The sequence below is a fragment of the Pseudidiomarina sp. CB1 genome, assembly GCF_024752025.1.
Taxonomy (GTDB): domain Bacteria; phylum Pseudomonadota; class Gammaproteobacteria; order Enterobacterales; family Alteromonadaceae; genus Pseudidiomarina.
Genome location: NZ_JANTPU010000001.1, coordinates 576,309 through 598,941 on the forward strand (window position 1 = coordinate 576,309; position 22,633 = coordinate 598,941).

Consider the following 22,633-nt stretch of genomic DNA (forward strand, 5'->3'; position numbering starts at 1 on the left):
ATGAAAAAGTTTACTTTAGGGGCCCTTAGTGTCGCCATTGCAGCATCTTTTTTATCTAGTGCGCAGGCTGACTCATACAACATTCAGCAAATTGAAACACCAGAGAAAGTGACAGATCTTTTTCCTATTGCTATCAACGACCACCGTCATAGTATTGTACTTGGACAGCTTCCCAAGGACATTGAAATCGATCTCACTCTCGTATCTGAAGGAACTTTACGTAGTATCGGTATCGATCCTGAAGTTGACGACTTGGCCACTTACCAGCTCTCGCGCGAGCAATACGAAGCCCTCGTAAGAGGGTTAAGAGACAGTGTAAACACGGTGGTTAGTAATCCGCGCACCTCGTTTTACGACGCTGGTTACTTCGATGGGCAATCCGTTAGCTTTAATGAGTTTTTTGAAGATACCGATCCTGAAACTCCAGAAATGGAGTACTCAACCGACCACATTTATAATGGCATTAATAACAACAATATTCGGGTCGGTTGGGGAAGTGCACCATACAAGTTCAATACGTTTAGCTACACAACGGGCGAAGGTGATGATGAACAACAAGTCAACACCACCTATACCTCACGTGCATTTACCCGCCAAGCAATCTGGTCAAATGGTGAGACAACAAAAACCTATCCAGCACCGGAGCAGGCCTATCTAGGTGGTGAGTCGGTCATGATGGACATCAATGACCAAAACGTTGCCGTCGGCTATGCGAGTGTGGCAGTTTCACCGGCATCGCAAGCTTTTGCGGACGACTGTCAGGCACGTTTAGATGAGGGGACAGCGACAAGGTCGCTTTACACCTGTTTATGGCAACGCTGGCTAAATTTAAGTAACGCAACAGCAGCAAACCTGCAAAGCATCTATAGCCGCTCGACGATTAACTCAAATCAATCCATTTACGATATGCGTGCCATGGTATGGCAGCTTGACGCAAATGGTGAGGTGATCTCGTCACAGCAATACGGCACGTTAATGGAACGTGGCGAAGAGGATGACAGCGATTTTTCTAGCTATGCGATGGCGGTTAACAATAATGGTATTGCCGTAGGTCAGAGTTGGACTTATTACGAAGGCGTGCAAGAGGAAAGCCGTCGAATTAAAATGCCTGCCATTTTTATGGATGGCGAAGTTAAACCGGTAACCGTAGACCCAGCCTATTTATGGGGTGCGGCAACTGACATTAATGACCAAAATCAAGTCGTCGGTTTTTTGATTCGTCGTGTTCAAGGGATTAATCGCTATATCGGCTTCATCTACGATATTGAAAGCGAAACATTGAACGAACTACCTTCATTTTTTAATGGCTCAAGTGCAATTCCGACAGCTATAAATAATGATGGCTTAATTGTTGGCACCGCAGAGATTGATGCAGACTTGTCCGCGCAGAGACGACGCGTTGGTTTTAGTTATGAAAGCACAGTAGACGGTGCGAAATTCGTCAATTTAAACGATGCCGTCGCTTGTGATTCTGGTTACTTCATCGTTAGTGCCGATGGCATCAACAACAACGCTGAAATTGTTGCCACCGGTATTCGCCCAGAGGAAGTTAGCACCGAAAACGGCGAAACGACCACCGAGCAGTTCGCCAAAACTCTGATTTTAGATCCTAGTTCGGGTGAGCTGAACAATTGCACGCAAGAAGAAGGTAAGATCGAACGACAAGGTGCGAGCACCGGTGTTTTTGGCTTCCTTTCTATGTTGTTGATTGGTGGTCTTATTACACTACGCCGCAAGTTTAGCCGTTAACTAGAAAACTTGTTCTAAAAAAACTTGATTACAGATCTAACGCCTTTTCAGTAGCTTATAGCGTAAACTGAAAAGGCGTTTTTTTTTGCTATTGAACTACCGCCTACAGTTGCTATCTATTATTACAAGAGTGAAATAATTTTCGCTCTTGCAAAAAATTGTAAAAGAACAACTGGACGAGGAAGTGAATGATGAAAAGACAGAAACGCGATCGCTTAGAACGGGCACACTCACAAGGTTTCAAAGCTGGTGTAGCGGGTCGTTCAAAAGAACTATGTCCGTATCAGAATCAGGAAATTCGTTCCCAGTGGTTAGGCGGTTGGCGCGACGCGCAAGAAGCGCGGAGTGTAGGGTTATATCGTTAAATTAATCTGTCCAGCGCACTAAATTTTATTTAACTTATTGAAAAAATCTTCTCTTGAATGTAAGTAAGCCCGCCAACAGCGATCTGTTAGCGGGCTTTTTTCTATCTAGCACTCGGCAAAGATTTAGAAGTTAGAGGTGTCCGTGAACAAGCCTACTTTCAGATCTTTCGCCGTATAAATGGTTTTACCATCGACTTCAACGCGGCCATCAGCCATGCCCATGAAAAGCTTACGCTTAATCACACGCTTCATGTCAATGTGGTAGCTGACCTTTTTCGCGGTCGGTAAAATTTGGCCAGTGAATTTAACTTCACCTACACCCAGTGCGCGACCACGACCCGGACCGCCAGCCCAAGCCAAAAAGAAGCCCGTCAACTGCCACATCGCATCAAGACCTAAACAGCCAGGCATGACTGGATCGCCTTTAAAGTGACAACCAAAAAACCACAAGTCTGGATGAATATCGAGTTCGGCATGAATATAGCCTTTGCCGTATTCCCCACCTTCGTCATTGATGGTCACAATACGGTCCATCATCAACATGTTAGGAGCAGGGAGCTGGCTATTACCAGGGCCAAACATTTCGCCTTCGGCACACGCCAAAAGGTCTTCGCGAGTAAAACTAGATTGGGTCATAACTACCTTGCCTTTAGTTCAAGTGCCGCTAGCTTAGCGAACACTTGTACGCTTAACAAGTCCGATTAGTTCCCTTTACCAGATCCTCTTGTACCACGGCTGCTCAGGTTCACAGTGTTGCAGTTCCTCTAAACGCTTCTCGATACGAGCGTACAGCTGTTTCTGATTCTCACCGGTCAATAACGCTAGCGCATCAGCAACGTCATCGATAGCGTAGATGTGGTAATTATTGGCTTCAACAGCCGCAATAATGTCAGGTTCTAGATTGAGTTGGCTCATATTAGCCTTTGGTATAATCACGCCTTGTTTACCATCGAAACCGCGAGCTTCGCAAAGCGCAAAGTGGCCAGTGATTTTTTCATTTACCGCCCCAATCGCTTGCACCGCGCCAAATTGATCTACCGCACCGGTAATTGCGATACCTTGGGCGATAGGGGCCTCGGCTAGAGCTGATAACAAACAACAAAGTTCCGCTAAAGACGCGCTGTCGCCGTCGACCTCATAATACGATTGCTCAAAAACGATAGTTGCAGATAGACGCATTTCTTCACTTTTGGCAAAAACATTCGCAATATAGGCTGACAAGATCATGACGCCTTTGGTATGAATACTGCCGCTTAATTCAGACTTTCGATCGATGTCGATAATATCGCCATCGCCGTAGTGCACCGTTGCGGTTATCCTTGAAGGCTCGCCAAATTCACTACCGCCGATGGTAACCACAGTAAGACCATTCACTTGTCCAACAACTTCACCCTCGGTCGCAATGAAAACTTGACCTTCAAGAATTTGCCGGCGACTAAGTTCCGCAATGTAACCTTCGCGTTGCTGTCGCTGCTTAAGCACCTGCAAGACGGCCTCATGATCGATAACGTCTTGTGCCTTAGTCTGTGCAACCGCTCCGGCTTCGCGCAGCAGTTGCATTAATGCAATGGTATCTAGTGATAGCTCGGTTTGATAATCGCTTAACCGTGAAGCTTCTTTGAGGACTAAAGGCAGAGCTTCTTCGGTCACTGGTAGTGTCGCTGCCTCACGCTCAACATACGCCAAGTAGTCAAAGTAGGGCACTAGGGCATCTTGGCTCAACGAATAATGTGCTGAAAAATCAGCCAGATAAGGGAAAAGGTTATCAAAATCCCGATCCAGGTCACGTAGTTGCCCATAGATTGAACGATCACCCAAAAGCAACACCTTAAGGTGGATCGGAACAGGTTCAGGTTGATAATAAGCAGCAATATTTGCTTCGCCAGGCTGTGGCCAATGAAACAAGCTGGTGCGCAGAATATACTTTAGCTTTCGCCATAGACCCGGCTGCGTCAACAGTTCCTCGGCGTCGATAGCTAAAACACCTCCGTTGGCTTTTAATAGCGCCCCCGGTTGGATCAAATGGAGCTCCGAGCTAATCGTGCCGGCAACAGATTGCAGACGGATTCCACCAAACAGGCTAGTATCCGTTACCCGATCACAAAGTACAAAATCATCCGTTTGCTGATCGGATTCAACAATAATGGTTGCCAATTCATTGCCGGGTAAATCATCAAAGGTTTTATCGGCAACTCGGGTCAAATAAGCATCAAAACGGGCACTAGGGAAGTTTTCCCTTAATTCTGCTAATAACTTAGCGCGATCCGTTGCCGGTTGCTCAAAAAGTGACATTAAGCCCGTCAAAACATCGCGCGCTGAACCAGCTGGAACGTTAACGCACAACGGCTCATTGGCTGAATCGGGATTCGCAAGATACAACCAATCGTGCCGTTCAAAGTGCATCCATTGATAACGTTGTTGTAGCTCTTTCAATACATCCATTACCCGTAGGCCCGGTGTGGTGACCATAAAACCATGGGCATACCTACCACCGATCCGCATGGTCTGTTCAATCGCCGCAAGTGCACGATTCTGACCCACTAATGGATTCGCGGATGGAGAAGCAGGGCGCTGTTGCGCCCAAGTATAGATAGGTGGCTGTAATTGTTCTGCTGCAACGCGCATGCGCTTACCTTTTTTAACCTTAGTTTGAAACCGGCTCGACGGTGTAGCCGCGCTCCCGTAAAAGGTTGATCATACCAGCTTTTCCGCCTAAGTGACCTGCACCCACAGCAATAAATTCACTGCCTTCAGCCTGTAGTTCCTCATCTAATGTGTCCTGCCAAGTAAAGTTACGCTGATCCAAGAGTACTTCTTTATATTCAGCGTATTCTTCCATCTCGGTGAACATACCGTACATACCGTCAATATCTTCAGCCTTGTACAGATCAATCATGCGTTGTAATTCAGCCTTGGCTCCAGCTTCATCTTCAATTGCATCCGCTAGCCATTGAACTTGCTCTGCGTGGGGGATTTGCTCAAACACGCCAAATTGAAATTCAACGGTTTCTAAACCCTCAACTGGCTTTTCTTGCGCCATGGCTTGTTGCGTAAAGTAACCTTCAAAGGAAGCTGGTTGTCCGCAGCCAAGCTGAGCCGACATTAACATACCGCTGACCACAAACGGGCGCATGCCGTCAAACATAGGCAGACCAACACCCATATTGGCTTTTAGGAAGGCGTCTAGTTTTTCGGCTTGAGCTTCAGTAAGTCCGCTGGAGATTGTCTTGCCGTCAGGATGCATTACCTTAGCCTGCATACTTTGCAGCATAGCGGGGTCATCCATATCTAATTCCATGATGAGTTTATCTGCGTCATCGAACGCAGCTTTGGTTTCATCAGCAATACTAAAATCTGCCTGACAGATTAAGTGAATCGTACCGTACAGATAAGACGGTTGCGCCATATCTTTACCAGTGATTTTGTAGAGCAGTGCCGCGTTTGCTGAACTAACAGACAAACCTAATGCCATTGAAGTAGCGAATGCCAAACCTGAAAGTTTACCCAACATCTTTTGTTGTCCTTTAATTGATTAACGAGTTCATCAAGAGCGTAGCGACAGACGCGTAAAATTGCCACTACCAAAATGTCACAAACCATCAACAGAGGGCGAAGGCTATAAACGTTGGCGACCGCTCCAAATACACTAATTATCAATTTCGCATAATGTATATTATGTTAAATACGATATTATTAAGCTTAGTTACAATAAGTAGGTATTCACATATTGACGTCGCTACGTGAAATTTTACCGGTTATCCCCCTGCTTTTTAAAAAGCACGCACGTAGCGCACGATCGTAAAAATCGCACGCCATGCAAAAGGATTGGTATGGAAAAGACCAATTGAATAAATTCGCTCGCAGTCTGATGCGTTATCGCTTCATGTAGCTCTGGAATGACATCATTTGTTGCTGTAGTACATTTTCGACAGCTGGTGCCCAACGTGACAAATCGTTGCCAGTATAACCACCAACACGGTAACGTACCGTTAAAGTTGCCGTCTGCAGATCAGAACTATTCGCTAACGCCCAGTCCATCAGACAGCTTCGTTAGTTTCGCGTTCATGCTTCCTCCGCCTGCTCCATTTCTCGTTCTAGGCGCTGGGTTTCATCGGCACGCGGCTTGGTGAAGCGTGCGAGCGCTAAATAAATCACAGGCGTTAAGTAAAGCGTAAAGAGTACTGCAAAAGCAAGCCCGCCAAAGACAACCCAACCAATCGAGTTACGCGCCTCTGCACCGGCACCTACAGAAAGGATAAGAGGCAATGCGCCCAACAGCGTGGACACCAAGGTCATCATGATAGGACGCAGACGAATACTTGCAGCGTGTTCAACGGCATCCCTTACAGACTGGCCTTTGTCACGAAGCTGGTCTGCAAATTCGACAAGTAAGATTGAGTTTTTCGCAATTAAGCCAATAAGCATGACCAGACCAATCTGCGAGAAAACGTTGATCGATGTACCGCTTATGAACAACGCAAAGAACGCTGCAGCAATACCAAACGGCACAGTTGCCATGACCACCACTGCACTGTTCACACTTTCAAATTGCGCGGCTAACACGAGCAAAACGATAATGAATGCCAATAGGTAGGTCATCATTACTTCGCGCTCTGTTTCTTCGTACGCCTCGGCCTCTCCCAGAAGTACCATACCGATATTGTCTGGTAACGTTTCATTGGCGATACTACGCAAGCTTTCAACGACTTGTTCAATCGGGATCGAGGTTGGCATTTGCATATCAACCTCAATGGCTCGGCGCTGTGCACGCCGTTCAAGCTCTGCCGCTACGCCCTCTTCGCTTATGCTTGCGACTGCCGAGAGCGGGACAACTTGGCCGTCGGCGGTGCCAACATATAGATTTGCCAAGTCGGTTGGCGATTTTATTAAGCTTCGATCTGCTTGAAGCATTATTGGTACCGCTTGATCACCAATGTTTAAGTCAACAAGGTCATCGCCGTTGATCGCCACCCGTAGCGTTGAAGAGATATCGCTGAGCGAAACACCAAGGTCAGCGGCACGACGCCGGTCAATATTCACCCGTAACTGTGGTTGTGTAGGTTGGTAACCCACTCGTGGAAAGCCCACCTCCGGCATTGCTTGCTGAACAGCTTCGCCAAACTTTAGTGCAGCATTATAAATGTCGATGTACTCATCACCAGTTAGGGCGACTTCTAGCCCACCACCTTGACCGCGTAGGTTCAAACTATTGGAACCAAAAGCACGTGCCGGAGCACCTGGAATGCGGCTTAAGGGTTCACTGATTTCATCAATAATCTCTTGTTGTGAACGATCCCGTTCTTCCCAATCGGTCAAGCGTACCGTTATGAAAACCAAGTTTGGATCCCATTGCCCTACTCGAGTATTGATGCTCGCAACCGCCCCGCCGTTTACGTAAGGCAAAAGTATCTCTTCCATACGTTGTGCTTGGCGATCCATAAAGTTCAGACCAACACCATCTGGACCGCGAGCAAAGATGCGGATCTGACCGCGATCTTCTTGCGGCATAAGTTCGTTATCGACATTGAGATAGAACCAAACAGCACTTGCCGCAACCACTGTACAGCCGACAAAAACCAGCAATGCGTGATCAAGAACCCAATGAAGTGTTCGGCGGTAAACCTTTGAGAAACGACTTCCTAAGCGCGTCAGCACAGTCTCTTGATGCTCTTTTAAAGGCAAACGAGCGGTTAAGGCCGGTACTAATGAAAGCGCCACAAAGGAGGAAATAATGACTGCCGCCGCAAGTACGCCACCGAATTCACGGAACAGCCTACCGGCGGTTGATGGTAAAAATGCAATAGGCACAAAAACAGCGACCAGCACTGCGGTTGTAGCAACAACGGCGAAAAAGACTTCGCGCGTGCCGATAACAGCTGCGGCACGTGCGCCTAAGCCCATCGAGCGCCGGCGTTGAATATTTTCCGACACCACAATCGCGTCATCAACAATCAGGCCAGTGGCTAAGACCAAAGCCAACAGTGTCAAAATATTAATGGAAAACCCTAATACCCAAATAACAGCTATCGCACCAATAAGTGCCACGGGGATCGACGCCGCAGGGATAATCGTCGCTCGTCCTGAACCAATAAACAGCCATAACGTCGCAACCACTAAAAGAATAGTCAGCGCTAGTGAAGTCACCACTTCTTCCACCGAACTGCGAATAAACTCGGCATCATCATCGGTGACTTGAATCGTTAGCTCAGGATATTGTTTCCGTAAATTCTCAACCAAGCGCAGCACTTCGTCGGAAATCTCAATGGTGTTCGAGCGCGCTTGGCGAATAATGCCTAACCCCAGAACTTGTTTACCATCAAGGCGCGTGATGCTACTTGCGTCTGCGGGGCCAAAATAAACGGTCGCGACGTCCCCTACTCGAGTCGTCCCAGCTATCACGATGTTTTCAACATCTTCGGGTGAAACTGAGCTTGCATCAGCCCGAACAATAAGTTGCTGATCCGTTGATTTCAAACTGCCAGCAGGAACATCAAAAGGCGCCTGACGCAATGCAGAGGCGACCTGAGTTACTGTAAGGTTGTAACTTGATAGTCGCAGCGGTTCTATAACCACACGCATCACGCGGCGACGATCGCCGGTCAAACGCACGTCGGCAACACCCGGTATATTCAAAAAGTTGGGGGCGAGGTCGGTCTCAACACGTTCGGTTAGCGCCGACAGATCCAACGTGTCGCTTGATATTGCAAGTGCGACGACAGATTCAGCATCATTATCAGCTTTGATGATCGAAACGTTCTCAACCTGCTCGGGCAAGCCGCGCTGGACACGACTTACTGATTCGCGCGTTTCATTTGCGGCATTATCAAGGTCGATACCAGGCCGAAATTCAATGACGATACGTGAGCTGCCTTCCTCGCTTGAAGCACGAATGGATTTTACACCACTGACCCGCGCGGCAGCGCCTTCAAGTCGGCTGGTCACCTCGGTATCAACTGTTTCTGGTGCCGCGCCTGGATAACTCGCCGTGACCGATATTACCGGGCGATCCACGTCTGGTAACTCGCGAACTTCAACGCCCTGTATTGCCGCTATACCAGCAATAATAATCAGTAGATTGAGGACAACAATAAGAACCGGTCGACGAATCGACATCGATGGCAAATCATTTAACTGCGGCGCCCACTTCATTAATTCACGCCTCCATTATCGGCAAGACGTTCAACCGCTTGACCACGCCGTAGGGTTTGCACACCTTCAATTATCAGTTCATCGCCGAGCTGTAAATTTCCATCAACGAGGACTCGGCCTGGCAAGCGTTGCGCAATACTGACGTCAACGCGTGTTGCTTTACCATCCTTAACCACCCAAACGTAGGCACCTTCAGGTCCCCACATCAAGCCAGCTTCAGGTACCGAAGGGTAACTATCCCCTTGCAAAGTTAGGGCAACACGAAAACTCATACCGGGACGATAACGATCATTCTCATTATTGAGTAATGCACGAATCCGCAATGTACGATTGGTTGCATCAATTCGTGAACCAACTTCAGCCACGGTGGCTTGGAGTCGATTTTCTGCACGTAACCAAGAATAGACTTCAAGTTCAGCGCCATTATTGAGCATTTCGGCCGCTTGCTCAGGAGCTTGGAAATCCAAATACAACTGGTCACGTTGGTCCAAAGTGGTAATCAAGGTTTGCGGGGTAATACGATCACCGACTTCTATATCGGTAATACCGACCACCCCAGCGAAGGGAGCAGTAATACGTCGGTCATCGACTTCGGTCTGCGCTTCTGCGACGGCTACTTCTAAGAGATCGCGAGCAATAATTGCTTCGTCCAGCTGACTCTGCGGTATCGCACCACTCGCGCGGCTTTTACGCAAACGCTCAACCGTTCGCTCGGCATCGGCCAATTGTAACTTCGCACGTTGCAAGGCAATTTGTTGGCGTCGATCATCGAGTTGCACCAGTAAGGCACCGCTGTCGACCTGCTCTCCCGGCTCGAAATTAACCGCAGTGACTTCATCGCCCACCGCCGGATAAATATCAACCGAGCGCAGGGCTTCCGCATAAGCGACCGCCTCGACTTGTTCCAGCTTTCGCTCAAAACCTAACGGTTGAGTAACTACTAGCGCTGCTTGTTCGCGATTTCCCCATTGCTGCGCAGTGGCTTTGCCGATCATTAACTGGCTGGCAAAAATTGTGCAGCAAACTGCGCAGATAACAGCGAGTCCACTCGTGCCTTGAGACAACTTCATTCAATCAAATCCTTGTAAAATACGTTTGTACAGCTTGTGTATAGTCTTATTTGAGCAAATATGATCAAAAAAGACCGCTCATCCTCGATGAACGGCCCTTTAGATACGCCAGTTTAAAACTTACTGTTGTGGTTTAGCTTTAAGCACTTCGGTGAGGCCCGCGACCGCTCCGCCTATGTCCGCAAGTTGTGCAGGTAAAATAAGCGTATTGGTCTCTTTTGCTAGATTACCGAATTCTTTTACGTACTGCTCGGCAACCCTCAAGCTGACAGCGTCTTGGCCGCCCGGCTGCTGAATTGCTGCGGCGATTTTACGAAGGCCCTCGGCTGTCGCTTCCGCAATGAGTTCAATTTCGCGCGCGCGCCCTTCTGCTTCATTAATCTGCTTTTGTTTTTCGGCTTCAGAAAGATTAATGACCTCTTGTTTGTGACCTTCAGAAACGTTGATCATTGACTGCCGTTCGCCTTCGGACTTCGCAATTGCGGCGCGACGTTCGCGCTCAGCTCGCATCTGCTGTTCCAACGCGTCCTTTATGCTCATCGGCAACTCAATATCAGAAATCTCGTAACGTAAGACTTTGATACCCCATGGCGCAGCTGCCTCATCGAGTGCTTGTACGACGATTTCATTGATACGAGCGCGTTCTTCGAAGGTTTTATCAAGATCGGTTTGCCCAATGACCGAACGCATCGTCGTCTGCGCTAACTGTGATGCGGCATAACGATAATCATTAATGCCGTAACTCGCTTTGTGCGCGTCAACGACTTGAATATAAAGCACACCATTAATACCAACTTGAATGTTATCGCGAGTTACGCACGCTTGGCGTTCAACATCGATCACTTCTTCTTTTAGTGTGTGTTGATAAGCCACTTTATCGATGAACGGAATCAGTAAGTGAAAGCCTGAATCCAACGTACGGTTATAGCGGCCTAATCGTTCAACCACAAAGTTGGTCCGTTGTGGAACAATGCGCGCGGTTTTTAGAATGACAATAATGACAGCAACGGCAAAGCCAATCGCTAACACCGTACCCACGTCTAAAGGAACCATCGTATCTACTCCTTGTTATTATTTATTCGTGTTAAATACTCTTTGCCGCAGCATTCGGCTTTTGCTTCGCTACCGTCAACTGAATTCCTTCGTTGGCGATAACCCAAGCGGTATCACCCGACTTTAATTCATCTTCAGAAAAGGCATCCCACTGCACACCATTAAGGAGTACGCGCCCAGCCCCATGATTGAAGTCACGGATGACCTTAACGCGAGCGCCTATATCGCGCTGAAAGTTAGGCTTTGCCTCATCTTCATCAGCGGTGTACCCCATAAACCAGCGTTTGAAATGGCCTCGTGCAACAACCAACAAAACCAAGCTCACCACACCGAAAACAGCAAACTGGGTTGCGCTTTGCTCAATTATCTCCCAGTGCAATAAGAGCCCAGTCACAATCGCTCCAATCCCCAAAAAGACTGCTATGACACTGGTTAAGAGTAATTCCGACACGATCAATACAATGCCAATAATGATCCAAATTAAAGCAACGGACATGGCAACTCCTTAAGTATTTCAACCAAACACTACGATCGGCGTTAAAAATATGTTTCGTCGACTATAGCACGAGGATTTATCAAAGTGACGCCGAATTTGTTTCAAGTTACTACGCGCAGCGCCTAACGTTTACTCGAAAACGTGAATGTCACACTAGTTGGCAGATTATTGTCAGAGTGCGCTAATGGTAAGGTCATACGCCATTCCATCTCCGACTCAGTGCAAGCGCCAAGAAAAAGTGTCGCTTGCCACTCATTTCCTTCCGCAGGACGCCATTGTAGAGGAATGCGCCCCATCTCCATTGACTCACCTTCGACGATGGTTAATTTAGGTGTTACTCCAGCGGGAAGGATAAGGTGCAATGGCAACGCTTGCTCTACTGGGACAGGTTGCTGCGGCATCGATAAAATAATCGTTTCTTGATACAGATCAATTTTTGCTTCGGGTAACTGTTGCGTTGTATCAAAACTACAAGAGATACTATGCAGCGCCAACAAAAGTAGCACAAAGACCCTACTTTTAATGCGGGAATAAGAAAAATAAGGTAAAGACCGATTAGTTAATTTCATGGCTTGCCCAAAATTTCCTCAAGTTGGCGTCACGCTTGGATTTTTAATGGATTCTTCCTGTATTTTTATGGCTATCCGTCATAAAATAGGGAGGTGTTTGTCAAAGTATCCGACAAGCGATCATCATTGTCACGTTACTCTGTTCTGAAGTCAGAGAATCAACGCGGAAAATAAAAATGAGTCAAACAAGTCCACAACAGATCGAATACAACCTCAAGGTCGTGCGTCAGTTCGCTATCATGACCGTAATTTGGGGTATCATCGGTATGGCTTTAGGTGTTTGGATTGCGGCCCAGCTAATTTGGCCGGAGCTCAACTTCGATACCCCATGGCTAACCTACTCTCGTTTACGCCCCTTACACACCAATGCGGTTATTTTCGCTTTTGGTACGTCGGCGTTGATGGGAACCTCTTTTTATATTGTGCAAAAAACCTGTCGAACTCGCCTTTTTTCTGACAAGTTGGCTGCGTTTGTATTTTGGTCATGGCAAACCGTCATTGTGCTTGCCGTGATTACCTTGCCATTGGGTTTAACCAGCTCCAAAGAGTATGCTGAGTTAGAGTGGCCTATCGACATCTTGATCGCCTTGTCGTGGATTGCTTATGTAATGGTATTTTTCGGTACCCTAGTTAAGCGTCGCACGTCACACATTTACGTTGCGAACTGGTTTTATGGTGGCTTTATTATCACCATCGCCGTGCTCCACATTGTTAATAGTATGGTGCTTCCGGTCTCGTTGACTAAGTCATATAGTGTCTACGCCGGTGCCGTCGATGCGATGGTGCAATGGTGGTACGGGCACAACGCAGTAGGCTTCTTGTTGACTGCCGGCTTCCTGGGCATGATGTACTATTTCGTGCCGAAGCAAGCAGAGCGCCCAGTGTACTCATACCGCTTGTCGGTCGTTCACTTTTGGGCTTTGATCGGTTTGTATATTTGGGCCGGTCCACATCACCTGCACTACACAGCACTGCCTGATTGGGCTCAGTCGCTTGGTATGGTGATGTCAGTCATTCTATTTGTGCCTTCATGGGGCGGTATGATCAACGGTATCATGACGCTGTCTGGGGCATGGCATAAACTCAAAACCGATCCGATTTTGCGCTTCCTGATTGTTTCGTTGTCGTTTTACGGCATGTCGACGTTCGAGGGGCCAATGATGGCTATCAAGTCCGTAAATGCCCTCTCACACTATACCGACTGGACTATTGGTCACGTGCATTCAGGTGCCCTTGGTTGGGTCGCGATGATTACCATTGGTTCACTTTACTACCTGATCCCTCGCCTATGGGGCCAGACGCAGATGCATAGCGTTCGTTGGATCAACATCCACTTCTGGTTACACACCATTGGCGTTGTGCTCTACATCGTTGCACTGTGGATTTCTGGTGTCATGCAAGGTCTGATGTGGCGTGCGGTAAATGCCGAAGACGGTACCCTTACCTATAGCTTCGTTGAGAGCGTAGAGGCATCGTACCCATTCTGGTTCATCCGTTTTGTCGGCGGCTTATTCATTGTTACCGGGATGATTTTGATGGCAGTGAACTGTTATCGCACTATTCGTGCAGGCAAACCGACTGTCGAAACCATTAACGTTGCGCCGCGTGAAGCAGCCACGCATTCAGCTTAAGGAGTCGTCACTATGAAAAACGTTAAGCATGAATTCGTTGAAAAACGCGTAGGCTGGTTGGCTATTTTCGCCACCATCGTGATTTCGATCGGTGGCTTGGTGCAAATCACTCCGTTGATTTTTCAAAAACAAACGAATGAACCTGTGGTCGGTCTAGAGCCCTATACCGCGCTTGAACTCGAAGGTCGTGACATCTACATCCGTGAAGGCTGTAGTGGTTGCCACAGTCAAATGATTCGCCCTTTCCGAGCAGAAACCGAACGCTATGGTCATTACTCATTGGCCGGTGAGCACGTATGGGAGCGCCCATTCTTGTGGGGCTCGAAGCGCACAGGCCCTGACTTGGCTCGGGTCGGTGGGCGCTATAGCGACGAGTGGCACTACGTACATTTGATGGACCCTCGTGATGTGGTTCCTGAGTCCAATATGCCTGGTTTTCCATGGTTAGCAGAAAACACCCTCGATGGCGAATACACAGCCAAGAAAATGGAAGTATTCCGTCAATTTGGTGTGCCTTACACCGACGAAGACATCGCTGGTGCAAAAGCTGCGGTAGCAGGCAAAACTGAGATGGAGGCTTTGATTGCCTACCTTCAGTCCCTAGGCACGGCTTTACAAAAACAGGCCAACTAAGATGGATTACATCACCTGGCGTAGTATTTATACAGTTATCGTTTTCGTATTGTTTATTGGCATCGGTGTGTGGGCGTTCAGTAAAGCTCGAAAGAAGAGCTTCGATGAAGCCGCCAACTCAATCTTTGAAGAAGATGAGTTAGATCGCCGCCAACAAAACGATACTAAACAGGAGTCGAAGAACAATGAGTAGCTTCTGGAGTGCATGGATTATCGTCCTGACCCTAGCGTTTTTAGTCTTTATTATTTGGCTGTTGCGCTGGAATATGAACAACTATACCGGTATCAAAGAAGGCGAGCTCATGGATCATGAGTTCGACGGTATCGTTGAAATTAACAACCCCCTACCTCGTTGGTGGATGATCTTATTTTGGGTCACCATTGTTTGGGGCTTTATTTACCTTGCCCTGTTCCCAGGTTTGGGTAATTTCCAGGGGTTGCTCGGCTGGAGCAGTTCAAACCAAGAGGTTCGCTCGCTCGAGGAGTCGCGCGCCGCTACTGAAGCACATCGTGAAGCCGGTTTGATTGTTCAGTATGACCGCGAAGTGCAAGCTGCAGAAGAAGAGTTTGGACCCATTTTCGCAGTGTTATCTGAGCGCCCTATTCCCGAGCTTGCTAACGATGAAGACGCAGTAGAGATTGGCCAACGTTTATTCTTACAGAACTGTGCCCAGTGTCACGGCTCAAATGCGATGGGCGGTAAAGGCTTTCCTAACTTGACTGATGATGATTGGCTTTATGGCGGTTCGCCTGATGCGATTAAGACAACCTTGTTGCAAGGTCGTCAAGGACAAATGCCGTCATTCAGTGGCCAGTTCAACGAGCAGCAAATCACCGAGTTGGCGACCTACGTACTGAGTATGAGCGGCCGCAAAGTTGACCCTGAGCTCGCTGCAGCAGGCAAGAAAAACTTCGCAGTTTGCTCGGCCTGTCATGGTATGGACGGTAAAGGTAACCAGCAACTTGGCGCACCAAACTTAACTGATAACATTTGGTTATATGGTGGCTCGCAAGCAGCAATTGAAGAAACCCTGCAAAATGGCCGTAACGGCGTAATGCCCGCCTGGAAAGATATTCTGGGTGAGGACAAAATACACGTCATTAGTGCCTACGTTTACGGGCTTTCAAACGATTAAACTGAAAACCCCGCGAACGCGGGGTTTTTTCTAACATCTATGTTTTTTTGAGGTGATTAACAATGGAAAAACCCTGGTATAAGCAGTTTTGGCCTTGGTTTTTAATGTGTATTCCATTCTCGGTGGTCATCGCCATGATCATCACCCTTTCGGTGGCCTCAAATTACGGTGACAACCCTATGGTGGTTGATAACTACTATAAGAAAGGTCGCGGCATCAACGCCGAAGTCGAAAAAGTACAAGAAGCGCAGCGTCGCGGTATTTCTTTTCGTTTTAAGCAACAGGGGCAAACCTTAATCCTCGCCTATGAAACCGGTGCGCCGAAAGAATTAACAGCATTAAACGTAAGGTTCTATCACACCACTTTGGCTGACAAAGATTTCTCATTGGTACTTACCGCCGATGCAGAAGGCCTATTTCGCGGTGAGTTACCTGCCGAAGTCGCCGAACAAGATGGCAAATGGACAGTAACCATCACGCCATTTGATGACAGTTGGCGTTTAAGCCAACAACTTCAGTTGCCGAGCTATCGCGAACTCGTTTTAGAGCCGCTAACCTACGGCGTTTAACTATGGCGAAAACATTGCCGCAACCACCGGCCGGATGCTGCTTTCACTGTCTGCAACCACTTCCGAAAGACGGTGGTTACCATGTTACCGTGGCAGAACAAAGCCAGAATGTGTGTTGTTTTGGTTGCCAAGCAGTTGCTCAAACCATTGAACAACAAGGCTTAGTGCACTTTTATCAGTACCGCGACACAAGTAACCCCCTGCAAATTCCGTTATTACCGGACGAACTACAGCAACTTGAGGCCTACGATCAACGCGAACTGCAAGAGCAGTTCACCCAAGTTGATGAAACTGGGCGGCGCACGACAACACTCTCCGTCGAAGGGATGACCTGCGCTGCGTGTGCCTGGCTTATCGAACAACAACTGCAACGTTTTAAGGGCGTCGCCGTAGCCCGCGTGAATGCCACTACAGAGCGTGTTTTCGTCAGTTGGGATGAAACCCAAGTCAAACTTAGTGAAATCCTGCAGCAAATTGCCGGTTTGGGTTATCGTGCTTTGCCGTTTCAGGCAGCAACACAAGAACAGGACTTTAAACGCCGACGTCGCTACTTTGTGCGTCGCATTGGTATCGCGGGCTTAGCGACCATGCAAGTGATGATGATTGCCGTGGCACTGTACTTCGGTATGGTCAACGAGCTTGATGATAATCTCCGCCAGTTTTTCTGGTGGATCAGTTTACTCTTTGCCACCCCGGTCTTGCTGTATAGCGCGCAGCCGTTTTATTTGTCAGCGTTACGCAGTATTCAAGCTAAACAGCTCAATATGGACGTTCCCGTCAGTTTGGCCTTGCTCAGTGCCTATGGTGCAAGCGCCTATGCCACGATAAGCAATACTGGCGAGGTGTATTTTGAGTCCGTCAGCATGTTTACTTTTCTGCTACTGGTTGGCCGTTATCTCGAGCTGTTGGCCAAGCAGAAAGCTATTGCCACCGCAGCAAATCTAGTAAAATTATTGCCGGCTTCCGCACAGCGCGAAATTGAACCTGGTCGTTACGAATCTGTTGCCGTGAATCAACTCCAAGTTGGTGATGTTGTGCAGGTACTTGCTGGGCAAACACTACCAGCCGATGGCGAATTGCTAAGCCAACAGACAGAAATTAATGAAAGCATGCTCACGGGTGAGAGCGTTCCTGTGCTTCACCAACAAGGCAGTCACGTTTTGGCTGGCACACTGAACCAAACCCAGCCTATCCGCGTGCGGGTTCAAGCCACCCAACAAAGTACCGTGATGGCTAAAATTGCCGCCTTGCAAGATCAAGCGTTAGCAAATAAACCGCGTCTCGCCGAACGCGCAGAGCGCTTAGCCAATCAGTTTGTGAAGCAACTTTTAATCCTTGCCGCCGCAACGTTTTTAGTCTGGAGTTTCATTGAGCCAGCCGAAGCGTTTTGGGTAACACTCGCCGTGCTTGTGGCCACCTGCCCTTGTGCACTTGCGCTCGCCGCACCGACCGCGGTAACCGGGGTTATTCACCGACTCAATCGCTATGGCATCATTTTGCGCAACACTGAAGTGATTGAAACCCTGCGCGATGTCCAAACCGTGATCGTTGATAAAACTGGGACCTTAACGACTGGGCAATTTGAGCTTTCTGAGTCCTCCTATCCCAATGGCCAAAAGGAACTCGCCGACTGTCTCGCAAAGAGCTTAGAATTGCACTCCGAACACCCATTAGCTGCACCTTTTAAAATGCTCGACGTTGAACTTGCAGTGACGCAGCTTAGTGACATTGAAGTTAAACTCGGGGCAGGAGTTAGTGCAACTTGGCACCCCATCGACAACGCTCCGAGCATGGCGATTCGCATAGGTGCACCACAGTTTATAGCAGCTTGGCACCCCAGCGTGCTTTCCCACAGCAGCGCCAACGTCGTCCTAGCTACCGAACGCCAGGTGCTCGCTTATTATCAGGTAGAGGATGAACTCCGTGATGATGCACCCAACACCCTCGATGCGCTGAGACAACAAGGACTCGAGGTGGTGATGCTCACCGGCGATCGGCAAGCGAATGCCCAGCGAGTGGCCGGCCAATTAAACATTACATCATTTTTAGCTGAATGCTTACCTGCGGATAAACTTGCGTACGTTGAACAGCAACAAAAACACGGTGCTGTTATGATGATCGGCGATGGTATTAATGATGGGCCAGTACTGGCACAAGCCGATGTTTCGATGACCTTTGGCCAAGCCGCTGATTTAGCGAGACAAGCTGCTGACGTGGTGGCCATGCGCAATGATTTTTCTGCTGTGCTGCAGTTATTTTCTTCGACGGCACAAAGTCGGCGGATTTTACGCCAAAATGTCACTTGGGCATTGGTGTATAATCTCGGTATCATCCCAATAGCGGTTGTTGGTTGGGTAACGCCTTATATTGCCGCTATCGGCATGTCGATCAGTTCGCTACTCGTATTAGCAAACTCGCTACGATTGTATCGAACCCCAAAAGACACGAGGTAGTTTTGGACAGCTTATATATCTTAATTCCCATAGCCATCCTCTTTGTCATCATTGCCGTGGTGATATTCTTCTGGGCCGTACGCAGTGACCAATTTGAGGATTTAGAGCGTCAAGGAATGAATGTCCTCCTTGATGACGACGATCCGAAAACAACGACCAAACCGCGTCAACAAGACAACGATCATGACGCTTGACCTTTTTGCCGCCCTCCTGATGGGGCTCGCCGGTGCCGGTCATTGCTTGATGATGTGCGGTGGCTTAGCTGGTGCAATTCATCATCGACAAGGTAAGGGCGCTAGCTTAAGTGCCCTGCTATTCTACAACGCAGGCCGTTTAAGCTCCTACATGATTGCTGGAGCTCTCGTCGGCTTAGTAAGCCAAGCCGCAATCAGCGGTTTTAGCCCAGCACTTCTCACCCTCCGTTTTCTCGCGGCCTTTTTCCTGATCGCATTAGGGTGTTATTTGGGAGGCTGGTGGCTTGGTTTAAGCAAGCTCGAGCATCTCGGCCGGCCGTTATGGCAACGACTCGCACCCTACGCCGCGAAGTTGCGCCAAAGCAACAGTCTCATGAGTCGTTATGCTGCCGGTATGGTTTGGGGCTGGCTTCCTTGTGGCTTGGTGTATAGTGCACTCAGTTGGTCCGCTCTTAGCGCATCCCCATTTAATGGCGCGCTTTACATGCTGGCTTTTGGCCTTGGCACCCTGCCGGCAATGCTGGCATTTGGTTGGTTTAGCGGTGCTTTGCAAAGCATTCTTAAGGGGCAAGGCTTTCGACAAGCGATGGGGGCACTGATGATCGTTTATGGTCTTTGGGTTGCGATTATTGCTTTACGTCAAGCCTTAGCATTCAACTAGTTGGCTTACAGCGCTTTTTCTGACTAAACTGACATTTACCAATGTGCTTCAACGTGAGGTGTCAGATGTCGTGCGTCAACTCTATTTTGGTTGTTCTCGATCCAGACAAACAACAGCAAAAAGCGCTCAATCGCGCCTTGCACTTAGCGCGGATTAGCCAAGCGAAAGTAACCCTAATGCTTTCGATCTATGACTTTTCTTATGAAATGACCACCATGCTGGCTGCTGAAGAACGTAATACCATGCGTGACAGCCTGATTAATGATCGCCGCGTATGGATTACCGATTTATTGGAAGATTACAACACTCGCGACCTGCAAATCGACATCAAGGTGTTGTGGCACAACCGCCCCTATGAAGCCATTATTGAAACGGCAATTAACGGCCAACACGACATCATTGTGAAAGCGACGCACCCTCACGAAGGTTTAGCTCACCTTATTTTCACACCGACAGACTGGCACCTATTACGCAAAGCTCCGTGCTTAGTGTTATTGGTTAAAGAACATGAATGGCCGGAAAACGGTAAAATTCTTGCGGCGATTCATACCACCGGTGAAAGTGAGCATCACGATAGCTTAAACACACGAATTACCGAATCGGCGCAACGCTTCGCCAAGTGCCTACATAGCGAAGTACACCTCGTTAACGCCTATCCTGGTGCTCCAGTGACTATTGCGGCCGAAATACCTGAGTTTGACACCGCTAATTATCGCGAAGTTATTGCCGAAAACCATCAAAAAGCACTTGCTGCGCACGCCGAACAATTTAACATTACCCTCGCCCAGCAACATGTCCGCGAAGGCTTACCCGAGCAAGTTATTCCAGAGCTTGCGGAAGAGCTTGATGCCGAATTAGTTGTGCTCGGCACAATAGGTCGCACAGGTTTTAGTGCAGCATTGTTAGGTAACACCGCGGAACATGTTATTGAACAAATTAACTGCGATTTATTAGCTGTAAAACCGGCGGGATTTGAATCGCCAGTTAAGGTATAATCCGCCCACTTTTTTGCGCGTGAGGCGCTTTGATAGTTAGTTTGGGTGGAAATGTTTTATGAGTTCAGCAAGCCTTAGCGACAGCGATAAGAAACAACGTTACAACTTCAACAAGTTGGAGAAACGTCTGCGCCGCCACGTTGGACGTGCCATCGAAGACTTCAACATGATCGAAGATGGCGACAAAATTATGGTATGCCTGTCAGGCGGCAAAGACAGCTATACCCTCCTTGCTATACTACGTTTCTTGCAAAGAATTGCACCGATTCAGTTTTCGCTTGTCGCAGTGAACTTAGACCAAAAGCAACCAGGCTTCCCTGAGCATGTATTGCCGAATTATCTTGAAAATGAAGGTGTCGACTACCGTATTATCGAAGAAGACACATACAGCATTGTAAAAGAAAAAATTCCAGCCGGAAAAACTACTTGCTCATTATGCTCTCGCTTACGGCGTGGCATTCTCTACCGTGTCGCAAAGGAGCTTGGGGCAACCAAAATTGCCTTGGGTCACCACCGCGATGACATGGTCGAAACGCTGATGTTGAACATGTTCTATGGCGGTAAAATGAAATCAATGCCAGCCAAATTGGTCAGCGATAATGGTGAGCATGTTGTGATTCGACCGCTCGCTTATGTTCGCGAAAAAGATATCGAACGTTACGCAGACTATCAGCAATTTCCTATTATTCCCTGTAATTTGTGTGGTTCGCAGGAAAACCTGCAACGCAAGGTCATCAAAGACATGTTGCGCCAGTGGGATCGTCAATATCCGGGGCGCATCGAAAGTATGTTCACAGCCATGCAAAACGTAGTGCCATCGCATCTTGCCGATAACCAACTGTTTGACTTTAAGAACATTACTGCCGATGGATTAGTCAACGAACAGGGCGACACTGCGTTCGACCACAGTGTGCCGAATGATTTTCTCAACTATCGCAGTGAGGAAGATGAAGATGAAGCGGCCAGCAATGACCGCCTTGGGGTTATTCAGGTGCGGAATTTGAGCGTGTAGCTTGTTCGTCATCTAGGCCGGAAAAGCCGGGCTCGGCAACGGGCCCATCTTCATTAGCTGGATCAGCGAGAGCAGCAAGAATCAACGGGCGGTTCACGCGAATCATTGCGTTAAGCTCCTCGACGTAGGCTTCACCACGTTCAGAATAACTTAACAAGCCTGGCGTTAGGTCTAACGCACGAATATCGCGTCCCAACAAGCGTTGCTCAACACGTAAGGAGCGCAGTTCGAAATAAGCCGGATGGGTATTCAAATTACGCATATAACTTGCAATTGAGTCGTTAACAGACGAGAACTTGCGCACTTCGTGCACCGCCTCATCGCCGCGCGCCTGTGGGACCAAACCACAACCTTCGGTGAAGCACCATTGACCAAAAAGATTGAGTGCTTCAAGTGCAAATCGTGAAGTACCCCACGCAGATTCATTCGCCGCTTGCACCAAAACCAAGGTTTCCGGAACGACATCAACGCGCCGAATCAATAGTTCAAAGGTTTCCTCTGCCGCCTCAATACTCTCAAGACTAAAGTCGACGCGGTATTGTTTAGCCAAATAAGCAAGCCAACTGCGTTGCTCTCGCGTAAGCGAGTTCGGGTTAAATAGCCATTTAGTGTGTAGCGCGTCTAATCCTTGACGGTGCTCAGCAATACGTGCATTCTCGGCAGCAACCAACGGTGCAAGAAAGTCAAAGAACGCCTTTTTCTTGTCCGCAACTTGTTGGTATTGACTAAAGTCTGGCAACGAGGTTACGCGCGGGGCCTGTATTGCTATATCCTTTGCCGGCACCACATTGTCATAAAGCCGATAAGGGTTCGCTAAATGGAGTGCCGTCGGCGCCACCACAGCAGCAGCGACCGCTAAAATAGCAAGCATAATTAATACAATACGTAACATGCAGTC

Annotated in this window: 22 protein-coding genes; 12 read left to right on the forward strand and 10 right to left on the reverse strand. The window is 48.2% G+C overall.

The genetic code is table 11. From position 1 onward, the window contains the following. Together NV375_RS02715 and rmf are read left to right on the forward strand one after the other, a co-directional pair. A complete protein-coding gene (locus NV375_RS02715) occupies positions 1 to 1,749 on the forward strand; it encodes a DUF3466 family protein (protein WP_258806859.1) in 1,749 nt (582 codons plus the stop codon). Between the two features lie 191 nt (positions 1,750 to 1,940). Continuing rightward, positions 1,941 to 2,114: a ribosome modulation factor gene (gene rmf / locus NV375_RS02720; protein WP_126772652.1), complete on the forward strand. Its 174-nt coding sequence runs from the start codon at positions 1,941 to 1,943 to the stop codon at positions 2,112 to 2,114. A gap of 123 nt (positions 2,115 to 2,237) precedes the next feature. On the opposite strand, the gene fabA is transcribed toward rmf, so the two are convergent. From fabA to NV375_RS02765, 9 genes are all read right to left on the reverse strand, one after another. Continuing rightward, entirely contained in the window at positions 2,238 to 2,750 is a 513-nt protein-coding gene (fabA, locus tag NV375_RS02725) for a 3-hydroxyacyl-[acyl-carrier-protein] dehydratase FabA (RefSeq protein WP_126770340.1), read from the reverse strand. Between the two features lie 75 nt (positions 2,751 to 2,825). Further along, the gene (locus tag NV375_RS02730; protein ID WP_258806860.1) at positions 2,826 to 4,739 is read right to left on the reverse strand and encodes a Lon protease family protein; all 1,914 of its coding nucleotides are present in this window, start codon (positions 4,737 to 4,739) and stop codon (positions 2,826 to 2,828) included. A 19-nt stretch (positions 4,740 to 4,758) separates the two neighbouring features. Continuing rightward, positions 4,759 to 5,625: a TraB/GumN family protein gene (locus NV375_RS02735; RefSeq protein WP_258806861.1), complete on the reverse strand. Its 867-nt coding sequence runs from the start codon at positions 5,623 to 5,625 to the stop codon at positions 4,759 to 4,761. A 362-nt stretch (positions 5,626 to 5,987) separates the two neighbouring features. Then, complete coding sequence (locus NV375_RS02740; RefSeq protein ID WP_258806862.1) at positions 5,988 to 6,152, reverse strand: hypothetical protein; 165 nt, start codon at positions 6,150 to 6,152, stop codon at positions 5,988 to 5,990. Between the two features lie 24 nt (positions 6,153 to 6,176). Further along, positions 6,177 to 9,263 (reverse strand): efflux RND transporter permease subunit, encoded by a 3,087-nt coding sequence (locus NV375_RS02745; RefSeq protein WP_258806863.1) that lies wholly within the window; start codon positions 9,261 to 9,263, stop codon positions 6,177 to 6,179. After that, positions 9,263 to 10,333, reverse strand: a complete 1,071-nt coding sequence (locus NV375_RS02750; RefSeq protein WP_258806864.1) for an efflux RND transporter periplasmic adaptor subunit — start codon at positions 10,331 to 10,333, stop codon at positions 9,263 to 9,265. Before NV375_RS02750 ends, NV375_RS02745 begins: the two co-directional genes overlap by 1 nt. A gap of 120 nt (positions 10,334 to 10,453) precedes the next feature. After that, positions 10,454 to 11,386, reverse strand: coding sequence for an SPFH domain-containing protein (locus NV375_RS02755; RefSeq protein WP_126770352.1), 933 nt, complete (start codon positions 11,384 to 11,386; stop codon positions 10,454 to 10,456). Between the two features lie 31 nt (positions 11,387 to 11,417). Then, positions 11,418 to 11,882 carry an NfeD family protein gene (locus NV375_RS02760; RefSeq protein ID WP_258806865.1) on the reverse strand — a complete coding sequence of 155 codons (465 nt, stop codon included), beginning with the start codon at positions 11,880 to 11,882 and terminating at the stop codon, positions 11,418 to 11,420. 122 nt (positions 11,883 to 12,004) lie between these two features. Continuing rightward, positions 12,005 to 12,388 carry a hypothetical protein gene (locus NV375_RS02765; protein ID WP_258806866.1) on the reverse strand — a complete coding sequence of 128 codons (384 nt, stop codon included), beginning with the start codon at positions 12,386 to 12,388 and terminating at the stop codon, positions 12,005 to 12,007. Between the two features lie 239 nt (positions 12,389 to 12,627). Between NV375_RS02765 and ccoN the strand changes: the two genes are divergently transcribed. The 10 genes from ccoN (at position 12,628) to ttcA (ending at position 21,735) form a co-directional block, all read left to right on the forward strand. Further along, positions 12,628 to 14,082: a cytochrome-c oxidase, cbb3-type subunit I gene (gene ccoN, locus NV375_RS02770; RefSeq protein WP_126770358.1), complete on the forward strand. Its 1,455-nt coding sequence runs from the start codon at positions 12,628 to 12,630 to the stop codon at positions 14,080 to 14,082. Positions 14,083 to 14,094: 12 nt separating this feature from the next. Further along, entirely contained in the window at positions 14,095 to 14,715 is a 621-nt protein-coding gene (gene ccoO, locus NV375_RS02775; RefSeq protein WP_126770360.1) for a cytochrome-c oxidase, cbb3-type subunit II, read from the forward strand. 1 nt (position 14,716) lies between these two features. After that, entirely contained in the window at positions 14,717 to 14,908 is a 192-nt protein-coding gene (locus NV375_RS02780) for a cbb3-type cytochrome c oxidase subunit 3 (RefSeq protein ID WP_258806867.1), read from the forward strand. Next, a complete protein-coding gene (ccoP, locus tag NV375_RS02785) occupies positions 14,901 to 15,851 on the forward strand; it encodes a cytochrome-c oxidase, cbb3-type subunit III (RefSeq protein WP_258806868.1) in 951 nt (316 codons plus the stop codon). The genes NV375_RS02780 and ccoP overlap by 8 nt, the downstream gene beginning before the upstream one ends. Before the next feature lie 62 nt (positions 15,852 to 15,913). Next, positions 15,914 to 16,420: a FixH family protein gene (locus tag NV375_RS02790; protein ID WP_126770366.1), complete on the forward strand. Its 507-nt coding sequence runs from the start codon at positions 15,914 to 15,916 to the stop codon at positions 16,418 to 16,420. 2 nt (positions 16,421 to 16,422) lie between these two features. Continuing rightward, positions 16,423 to 18,873 (forward strand): heavy metal translocating P-type ATPase, encoded by a 2,451-nt coding sequence (locus NV375_RS02795; protein ID WP_258806869.1) that lies wholly within the window; start codon positions 16,423 to 16,425, stop codon positions 18,871 to 18,873. Between the two features lie 2 nt (positions 18,874 to 18,875). Next, the gene (gene ccoS / locus NV375_RS02800; protein WP_126770370.1) at positions 18,876 to 19,067 is read left to right on the forward strand and encodes a cbb3-type cytochrome oxidase assembly protein CcoS; all 192 of its coding nucleotides are present in this window, start codon (positions 18,876 to 18,878) and stop codon (positions 19,065 to 19,067) included. Then, positions 19,057 to 19,728 carry a sulfite exporter TauE/SafE family protein gene (locus tag NV375_RS02805; protein ID WP_258806870.1) on the forward strand — a complete coding sequence of 224 codons (672 nt, stop codon included), beginning with the start codon at positions 19,057 to 19,059 and terminating at the stop codon, positions 19,726 to 19,728. The genes ccoS and NV375_RS02805 overlap by 11 nt, the downstream gene beginning before the upstream one ends. Positions 19,729 to 19,793: 65 nt before the next feature. Further along, entirely contained in the window at positions 19,794 to 20,723 is a 930-nt protein-coding gene (uspE, locus tag NV375_RS02810) for a universal stress protein UspE (protein WP_258806871.1), read from the forward strand. A gap of 58 nt (positions 20,724 to 20,781) precedes the next feature. Further along, on the forward strand, positions 20,782 to 21,735 hold the full coding sequence (ttcA, locus tag NV375_RS02815; RefSeq protein WP_258806872.1) for a tRNA 2-thiocytidine(32) synthetase TtcA: 954 nt from the start codon (positions 20,782 to 20,784) through the stop codon (positions 21,733 to 21,735). On the opposite strand, the gene NV375_RS02820 is transcribed toward ttcA, so the two are convergent. Next, a complete protein-coding gene (locus NV375_RS02820; RefSeq protein ID WP_258806873.1) occupies positions 21,707 to 22,627 on the reverse strand; it encodes a glucosaminidase domain-containing protein in 921 nt (306 codons plus the stop codon). The two genes, ttcA and NV375_RS02820, sit on opposite strands and share 29 nt — an antisense overlap. Positions 22,628 to 22,633: the final 6 nt, after the last annotated feature.

Bases quoted from the DNA above. Each gene is read 5' to 3' on its own strand.
- NV375_RS02820 (WP_258806873.1), bottom strand. From the start codon at position 22,627: ATGTTACGTATTGTATTAATTATGCTTGCTATTTTAGCGGTCGCTGCT.
- ccoN (WP_126770358.1), top strand. From the start codon at position 12,628: ATGAGTCAAACAAGTCCACAACAGATCGAATACAACCTCAAGGTCGTG.
- NV375_RS02805 (WP_258806870.1), top strand. From the start codon at position 19,057: ATGACGCTTGACCTTTTTGCCGCCCTCCTGATGGGGCTCGCCGGTGCC.
- ccoO (WP_126770360.1), top strand. From the start codon at position 14,095: ATGAAAAACGTTAAGCATGAATTCGTTGAAAAACGCGTAGGCTGGTTG.
- ttcA (WP_258806872.1), top strand. From the start codon at position 20,782: ATGAGTTCAGCAAGCCTTAGCGACAGCGATAAGAAACAACGTTACAAC.
- rmf (WP_126772652.1), top strand. From the start codon at position 1,941: ATGAAAAGACAGAAACGCGATCGCTTAGAACGGGCACACTCACAAGGT.
- uspE (WP_258806871.1), top strand. From the start codon at position 19,794: ATGTCGTGCGTCAACTCTATTTTGGTTGTTCTCGATCCAGACAAACAA.
- NV375_RS02755 (WP_126770352.1), bottom strand. From the start codon at position 11,386: ATGGTTCCTTTAGACGTGGGTACGGTGTTAGCGATTGGCTTTGCCGTT.
- NV375_RS02760 (WP_258806865.1), bottom strand. From the start codon at position 11,882: ATGTCCGTTGCTTTAATTTGGATCATTATTGGCATTGTATTGATCGTG.
- NV375_RS02750 (WP_258806864.1), bottom strand. From the start codon at position 10,333: ATGAAGTTGTCTCAAGGCACGAGTGGACTCGCTGTTATCTGCGCAGTT.
- NV375_RS02740 (WP_258806862.1), bottom strand. From the start codon at position 6,152: ATGGACTGGGCGTTAGCGAATAGTTCTGATCTGCAGACGGCAACTTTA.
- NV375_RS02780 (WP_258806867.1), top strand. From the start codon at position 14,717: ATGGATTACATCACCTGGCGTAGTATTTATACAGTTATCGTTTTCGTA.
- NV375_RS02790 (WP_126770366.1), top strand. From the start codon at position 15,914: ATGGAAAAACCCTGGTATAAGCAGTTTTGGCCTTGGTTTTTAATGTGT.
- ccoP (WP_258806868.1), top strand. From the start codon at position 14,901: ATGAGTAGCTTCTGGAGTGCATGGATTATCGTCCTGACCCTAGCGTTT.
- fabA (WP_126770340.1), bottom strand. From the start codon at position 2,750: ATGACCCAATCTAGTTTTACTCGCGAAGACCTTTTGGCGTGTGCCGAA.
- NV375_RS02715 (WP_258806859.1), top strand. From the start codon at position 1: ATGAAAAAGTTTACTTTAGGGGCCCTTAGTGTCGCCATTGCAGCATCT.
- NV375_RS02745 (WP_258806863.1), bottom strand. From the start codon at position 9,263: ATGAAGTGGGCGCCGCAGTTAAATGATTTGCCATCGATGTCGATTCGT.
- NV375_RS02735 (WP_258806861.1), bottom strand. From the start codon at position 5,625: ATGTTGGGTAAACTTTCAGGTTTGGCATTCGCTACTTCAATGGCATTA.
- NV375_RS02730 (WP_258806860.1), bottom strand. From the start codon at position 4,739: ATGCGCGTTGCAGCAGAACAATTACAGCCACCTATCTATACTTGGGCG.
- NV375_RS02795 (WP_258806869.1), top strand. From the start codon at position 16,423: ATGGCGAAAACATTGCCGCAACCACCGGCCGGATGCTGCTTTCACTGT.